8 protein-coding genes are annotated in these 7,591 nt (G+C 40.2%); all 8 read right to left on the bottom strand.

All coding sequences use genetic code 11. The features are described from left to right. Positions 1 to 23: 23 nt before the first annotated feature. On the bottom strand, positions 24 to 236 hold the full coding sequence (nqrM, locus tag GQR46_RS13225) for a (Na+)-NQR maturation NqrM (RefSeq protein ID WP_007376137.1): 213 nt from the start codon (positions 234 to 236) through the stop codon (positions 24 to 26). A 101-nt stretch (positions 237 to 337) separates the two neighbouring features. Beyond that, entirely contained in the window at positions 338 to 1,369 is a 1,032-nt protein-coding gene (locus tag GQR46_RS13230; RefSeq protein ID WP_165741193.1) for an FAD:protein FMN transferase, read from the bottom strand. 109 nt (positions 1,370 to 1,478) lie between these two features. Then, positions 1,479 to 2,708, bottom strand: coding sequence for an NADH:ubiquinone reductase (Na(+)-transporting) subunit F (gene nqrF, locus GQR46_RS13235; protein ID WP_007584893.1), 1,230 nt, complete (start codon positions 2,706 to 2,708; stop codon positions 1,479 to 1,481). Between the two features lie 19 nt (positions 2,709 to 2,727). Then, positions 2,728 to 3,336 carry an NADH:ubiquinone reductase (Na(+)-transporting) subunit E gene (gene nqrE, locus GQR46_RS13240; RefSeq protein WP_002958896.1) on the bottom strand — a complete coding sequence of 203 codons (609 nt, stop codon included), beginning with the start codon at positions 3,334 to 3,336 and terminating at the stop codon, positions 2,728 to 2,730. Positions 3,337 to 3,346: 10 nt separating this feature from the next. Continuing rightward, on the bottom strand, positions 3,347 to 3,979 hold the full coding sequence (locus GQR46_RS13245; RefSeq protein ID WP_007584891.1) for an NADH:ubiquinone reductase (Na(+)-transporting) subunit D: 633 nt from the start codon (positions 3,977 to 3,979) through the stop codon (positions 3,347 to 3,349). Then, complete coding sequence (locus GQR46_RS13250) at positions 3,979 to 4,731, bottom strand: Na(+)-translocating NADH-quinone reductase subunit C (RefSeq protein WP_165728484.1); 753 nt, start codon at positions 4,729 to 4,731, stop codon at positions 3,979 to 3,981. Before GQR46_RS13250 ends, GQR46_RS13245 begins: the two co-directional genes overlap by 1 nt. Beyond that, entirely contained in the window at positions 4,724 to 5,926 is a 1,203-nt protein-coding gene (locus GQR46_RS13255) for an NADH:ubiquinone reductase (Na(+)-transporting) subunit B (RefSeq protein ID WP_165741194.1), read from the bottom strand. The genes GQR46_RS13250 and GQR46_RS13255 overlap by 8 nt, the downstream gene beginning before the upstream one ends. 4 nt (positions 5,927 to 5,930) lie before the next feature. Beyond that, a complete protein-coding gene (locus GQR46_RS13260) occupies positions 5,931 to 7,274 on the bottom strand; it encodes a Na(+)-translocating NADH-quinone reductase subunit A (RefSeq protein ID WP_165728483.1) in 1,344 nt (447 codons plus the stop codon). Positions 7,275 to 7,591: the final 317 nt, after the last annotated feature.

The following is a 7,591-nucleotide window of genomic DNA, read 5'->3' on the forward strand; positions in this document are numbered from 1 at the left end:
CGCTTTTTAATATTTAAGAGAACTTAAATAATTTGATTTTCTTTCCAGGCTTGCTCTTTAGCTAAACGGTTTTTGCGTTTATCACATGGATCATCGCAATCACAGGCTTTATCAATACCAACCGAACCTAAACCACCACAGCTACTTGCCATAGATTTTTTTTGCACGATCATACCAACGGCCATAGCCGACACTATTAAAATTAGTAAGCCAAAAGTAAGAAGAAAAAGTGACATTGCTTAGCCCCTATTGATCAGCAATTAATTAAACTCAAACATTTTTGAGCAACTGCTATTATATACCCAAATAACGTGGAAATAAACAAGACCGCACCATACTATAAATAAGGTTTAAATGCAGGACTTGAATAAGTAACTAAACCCTCTTCTGATTTACCTATTAAATACACTGGCAAATCGTACTGCTGAGCATATGCCTGAGCTTTCTCCATACCCATCACAGTAAGAGCAGTCGCTAAACCATCTGCTGTCATAGCGCTTGGATGAAGCACAGTTACCGACACTAAGTCGTGCTTAATAGGCATGCCGGTTACAGGGTCAATTAAATGAGTATAGATCTCCCCATCCATTTTATAAAAAATACGGTAATCACCTGATGTTGCGATCCCACTTGTACCTGGTGATAAAACACGGTGTACTTTACGCTCTCCAGGTTGTGCATCTGGTTGTTCTATCGCAATTTTCCAATCCTGGTTATTTGGCTTTTCACCCGCTATACGTAGCTCACCACCAATCTCAACCATGTAGTTAGTAATACTGTGGCTTTCTAATAGCTGCGCTATTTTGTCGATACCGTAGCCTTTAGCCGTTGCTGAAAACGAAAGCTCTAACCCATTAACTGTTTTAGCTAAACCCTGTTCATTTAAAATAAGCTTATCAATACCTATTTTTTCAACCATTGAAGCAAGCTCTTCATCTGTTGGGCGATTGGTTGGTTTTTTATCAGGACCAAAGCCCCATAAGTCAATGAGAGGTCCCATGGTTACATCAAGTGTTTTAGTTGATTCACCTAAGCGAATAGACTCAGATATAACAGCCCTAAAATCTTCGCTAATTGGCATCACTTGATTTGCAGGTAATCTGTTAAATGTATTTATTTCAGAGTCTTCTATGTAAGTAGACATAGACTGATTTACATCTTTTAAAACAGCGTCTATTTGTAGCTGTAATTGTGAGGCCGATAGCTGGGTTTGCTCATCATAATATTTAATATGATAAGTGGTTCCCATAGTCTTACCTTCTAAAAAGGTTTCCCTCGACTCTGGTTTTTCACCACACCCAGACAGTAATAAGATCAGTGTGATTAGTAAAAAGGCCATTATGCCTTGTGAAGTACTTACTCGATTCATAACAGCTCTACTTAATAGATTGATAAAATTAAAGAATAAAAAAAGCCTCGTAACACAAGTGCTACGAGGCTGGTATTTTAACCAAAACTAAACTGTTTTGGTATTAGTGTTAGCCACCAAAATCATCTAATAAGATATTTTCGTCTTCAACACCTAAATCTTTAAGCATAGTGATAACTGCAGCGTTCATCATTGGAGGACCACACATGTAGTACTCACAATCTTCCGGCGCTTCGTGATCTTTAAGATAGTTCTCAAATAACACGTTATGGATAAAGCCAGTATAGCCTTCCCAGTTATCTTCAGGTTGTGGATCTGAAAGCGCTGTATGCCATACGAAGTTAGGATTTTCAGCGGCTAGGCCGTCAAAATCTTCTACGTAGAACATTTCACGTTCAGAACGTGCACCATACCAAAAGCTCATCTTACGTTTAGAGTTTAAACGTTTAAGTTGGTCAAAGATATGTGAACGCATTGGCGCCATACCAGCACCACCGCCAACAAAGATCATTTCTGCATCTGTGTCTTTAGCAAAGAACTCACCAAATGGACCTGAAATAGTTACCTTGTCGCCTTTTGTAAGTGACCAAATGTACGAAGACATTTTACCACATGGCAAGCTTAGGTTTCTCGGAGGCGGAGCAGCAATACGCACGTTAAGCATAATGATGCCTTCTTCTTCTGGGTAGTTAGCCATTGAGTATGCACGAATAGTTTCTTCGTCTACTTTTGACTCCAGATCGAAGAAACCAAAATGGTTCCAGTCGCCACGATATTCTTCAGGAACATCAAAATCTGCATATTTAACATGGTGAGGTGGCGCTTCAATTTGGATGTAACCACCCGCACGGAAAGGCACTGACTCATCACCAGGGATTTGCAGTTTAAGTTCTTTAATGAACGTTGCTTTGTTATCGTTAGAGATAACTTCACAATCCCATTTTTTAACACCGAAAATTGACTCTTCAAGTTCAATTTCCATGTCGTTTTTAACATTTACCTGACACGCTAAACGACAGCCTTCACGGGCTTCACCTTTAGATATGTGATCAAGTTCAGTTGGCAAGATATCGCCGCCACCTTCTTTAATGTGAACACGACACTGACCACAAGAGCCACCGCCACCACAAGCAGATGATACGAAAATACCTGACTCAGATAATGCACTTAAAAGCTTATTACCTGCTGATGTAGTAATGGCTTTGTCTTTATCGCCATTAATACCGATGATGATGTCACCGCTTGCAACTAACTGAGATTTAGCACCAATGATCACTAAAACTAGTAGTACAACGATAGCGATGAAAACACCAACGCCTAAGAAAATCTGATAATCCATGATTTATCCTCGCTACCCTTTACAGTGAAATACCAGAGAATGACATAAAGCCAAGTCCCATTAAACCAACAGTGATGAAGGTAATACCTAAACCACGTAAGCCGTCTGGCACGTCTGAATATTTCAGTTTCTCACGGATACCTGCAAGTAATGTAATTGCAAGTGCCCAACCAACACCAGCGCCAATACCATAAACAACAGACTCGCCGAAGTTATAGTTACGCTCAACCATGAATGATACCGCACCAAATATTGCACAGTTAACTGTGATAAGTGGTAAGAAGATACCTAACGCGTTGTATAGTGCAGGGAAAAACTTATCTAATGCCATTTCAAGTATTTGCACTAGTGCTGCAATAACACCAATGAAAGTTAAGAAACGTAAAAAGCTAAGATCTGCATCCGGGTAACCTAACCAAGTAAGTGAACCGGGTGCAAGTACCGCATGGTAAACCAAGTTGTTAACAGGTACAGAAATACCCAATACAACTATAACCGCTATACCTAGGCCAATTGATGTAGTTACTTTTTTAGATACTGCTAAAAAAGTACACATGCCTAAGAAGAATGACAACGCTAAGTTCTCAATAAAAACGGCTTTTACAAATAAACTAATATAATGTTCCACTATCTGCCCCTTACGCTTTAGCTTCTACTTGGTCTTTCTTATAAGTACGAAGTACCCATATGAATAAACCAATGATGAAGAATGCACTCGGTGGTAAGATCAATAGACCCATAGGCTGATACCAACCGCCATCTTGTACTAATGGGATAATATCAACACCGAATAGTGAACCCTTACCGAATAGCTCACGAATGAAACCAACAGTAAGTAGTACTACAGAATAGCCTAAGCCATTACCAATACCGTCAAGGAAAGACATAATTGGTGGCGACTTCATCGCATATGCTTCAGCACGACCCATTACGATACAGTTAGTAATGATTAGACCAACGAATACAGAAAGCTCTTTTGCCGTAGCGTAAGAGAATGCCTGTAATACTTGGTCAACAACGATTACCAATGATGCAATAATTGTCATTTGTACGATGATACGAACAGATGATGGGATCTGGTTACGAATAAGCGAGATAAAGAAGCTCGAAAACGCTGTTACTAGTGTCAATGCAATTGACATGATTAACGCATTTTTTAAGCTAGACGTTACCGCTAGCGCTGAACAAATACCAAGTACTTGTAGTGCGATTGGGTTGTTAGCTAAAACCGGACCAAATAGGACCGCCTTCATTTCTTTAGTATCAGCCATTATTTCAATGCTCCTTTACGTACTTTCGCAAGGAAAGGGCCAAAGCCATTTTCGCCAGTCCAAAAATCAACTGCATGATCAACACCGTTAGACGTTAATGTAGCACCTGAAAGACCATCGATCTTATGCTCATCATTGCCCGCAGTACCTTTAACAATTTGAATTGGAAGTTCTTTACCTTCCCATGTAGCTGTCCACTGTGGATTCTGAATTTCGCCACCTAGACCAGGGGTTTCATTATGCTTGTAAAAGATAATGCTCTTAACTGTTTCAGCATCGCTTTCAAGCGAGATAAAACCATACATTAAGCCCCATAAGCCGTAGCCTTGGATAGGAAGAATGATTGCATCAACTGAGCCATCTTCTTTTTTAGAGATATACACCGGCGACTCTTTAGTCACACGTTGAATACCAGCAATATCTTTAACGCCTTTCTCTTTAAGAGAAACACTTAGCGCTGCATCATATTTGCTTTTTTCAAAGTCAAAGATTGTTGGGTCTGTATCTACAAACTCACCTGTAGTCATGTTTACAACGCGCGCTTCGATTTTTGCATCAAATGTTTCTAAAACATTTTCAACTTTATCGATACCCGCAGCAGCCAAGATATTACTTTGAATATCTTTTTCTTTATTAGCTTGCTGTAAAGGACGAAGCTGTACAGAAGCAAACGATACGATGATTGCACACACTAAACATAGTGCGACAACAACTGATAACGTTTTACCGATTGATTCGTTATTACTAGACATTACGTGCCAACCTCCGCTTAATATTAGCCTGCACTACAAAGTGATCGAACAGTGGAGCGAATAAGTTAGCAAATAAGATTGCTAGCATCATACCTTCTGGGAAAGCAGGATTCACAACACGTATCATAACCACCATAAAGCCAATTAATAGACCATATGCTAATTTACCTTTGTCAGTAAATGCAGCTGATACAGGGTCAGTAGCCATAAAGAACATACCGAACGCAAAGCCACCAAGTACTAAATGCCAATACCAAGGCATTGCAAATACAGGGTTAGTTTCTGAGCCAACAGCATTTAGTAAAAATGCAGTTGCTACCATACCTAGGAATACACCTAGTACGATGCGCCAAGAAGCGATACGAACGTAAATTAAGAACAAACCACCTACTAATAATGCAAGTGTAGATGTTTCACCTACAGAACCTTGAATGAAACCGTAAAACGCATTCCACCATAATTCCATGTTTGCAAAATCAAGTGTGCCAACAAATGCTTGGCCTAGCATAGTTGCACCAGAGAAAGAATCTACTGCTGTCCATACTGTGTCACCCGAGATTTGAGCTGGGTATGCGAAGAATAAGAACGCACGACCGGCTAAAGCAGGGTTTAAGAAGTTACGGCCAGTACCACCAAAGATTTCTTTAGCGATTACTACACCAAACGTAATACCTAATGCAACTTGCCATAAAGGAATCGTTGCAGGCAAAATAAGTGCGAATAATACTGAAGTAACGAAGAAACCTTCGTTAATTTCATGCTTACGCACAGAAGCAAATATTACTTCCCAAAAACCACCTACTGCAAATGTTACCGCGTAGATAGGCAGGAAGAAACATGCTCCATAGAACATCTTAGCGCCCCAGCCTGCATCAGCGATTAATTCACCACCGAATAACTGGAACAAACCAACTTGCCACGTGTTTGCTAGTTCAAAACCTTGTGCTAAAGCACCTGCGGCCTGATGGCCGATATTGAACATACCAAAAAACATAGCTGGGAACGTCGCCATCCACACTAAAATCATCATGCGTTTTAGGTCGATATTATCGCGTACGTGTGTCGCGCCTTTATTTACGTAGCCTGGTGTATAAAAAATAGTTGCAGCTGCTTCATACAGTGCATAAAACTTCTCATATTTACCACCGGCTTCAAAATTCGGCTCGATATCTTCTAGATATTTTTTTAAACCCATCTCTCTAGCCTTCCTTCTCGATCGTAGTTAAGCAATCGCGTAGGATAGAACCATACTCGTATTTGCCTGGACAAACGAAGGTACATAACGCTAAATCTTCTTCATCAAGTTCAAGCGCGCCCAATGAAATTGCACTGTCTAAATCGCGTGCAATTAAGTCACGTAATAATAGAGTAGGCAAAATATCTAGCGGCATTACGCGCTCGTAGCTACCAATTGGTACCATGGCACGTTTTGAACCACCTGTTGACGTTGTCATTTTAAATAAACGACTCGGCGCAAGGTGAGAAAGGAATGTACGCGTTACAGAGAATTTATCACTACCTGGTGCAATCCAGCCAAACAATTCTTTTTCGCGACCCTCAAGTAAAACAGATACTTGAACGTGGTAACGACCTAAGAATGCATGAACACCGTTTGAAATAGAACCAGATAAAACAGAACCAGAAATAACACGGTTATCTCCGTCTTCTAGCTCACCAGCCACTAAATCATCCAATGAAGCACCTAGTTGTGTTTTCACTAAACGTGGGTTTTTAACGCGAGGACCTGCAAGCGAAATAACACGATTTGTGTAAATTTCACCAGTAAGGAATAAGTGACCATACGCAATAACGTCTTGGTAACCAATATGCCAAACTTGTTTGCTAACAGAAACTGCATCAAGATGATGGATATGAGTGCCAACGAGGCCAGCCGGATGCACACCACCAAACTCATGTACTTCTACTTGAGCTATAGATGAGCTAGGAACTTGGCTACCTGCTTTTTTACACACAAATACTTTGCCATCGGTCAAACGCGAAATAACAGCAAGACCCGCTTCAAATGCTTGCGCATTTTCGGCAATTATTACTGCAGGATCTGCAGCTAATGGGTTTGTGTCAGTTGCGGTCACAAAAATAGAACTAGGATTTGCATCCACAGCCGCTACTTTGCTGAATGGGCGAACACGAAGTGCTGTCCATTGACCAGACTGGATAAGTACTTCTTTGGCTTTTTCACGCTCTAAGCTCGCAAGCTCGTCTGCTTTGAAAGAGTCAAAGGTGATTTGCTCACTGCCTGTTACTTCAATAACAACAGATTGCAGCACACGTTTAGCACCACGATTTATTTCTTTTACTGTGCCAGAAGCTGGAGCAGTAAATAGGACGCCTGGGTTCTTTTTATCTTCAAAAAGTACCTGGCCTTTTTTGACTTGGTCATCCACACGAACATGCATGGTTGGACGCATACCGATAAACTCTTCACCAAGCACAGCTACACGTTTGACAGCAGAACCGTCATGTATAACTTGCTGTGGCGAGCCCTCTAAGGGTAAATCCAGACCTTTTTTTATATTGATCATACGCACTTGCATTACATTAAAGGAAAGAAACTGAAAAATCGTATCAACCACGTCGCCATTTGAGTTATTCCAAGTTATATCAAGGTACAAAAGAGCAGCTTGCTAGAAATATCAAACAAGCAACGTAGTAAAACTCATCACATATTGTCGAGATTTTAACATCATTTTAGATGACTATGCGAGTGTATTTATAAAAATTATACGACAGAAACACTTATTTGGTTTTGTTAAGTGACTTTAATTAAAATCAAGTTAGACCAAAGTGGTAGCCTAAGCAATTATTGTTCCTGATTTCATCGTAAATTAAACAAATCGCA

It is taken from the genome of Pseudoalteromonas sp. Z1A6 (genome assembly GCF_011378745.1).
Lineage (GTDB): Bacteria > Pseudomonadota > Gammaproteobacteria > Enterobacterales > Alteromonadaceae > Pseudoalteromonas > Pseudoalteromonas arctica.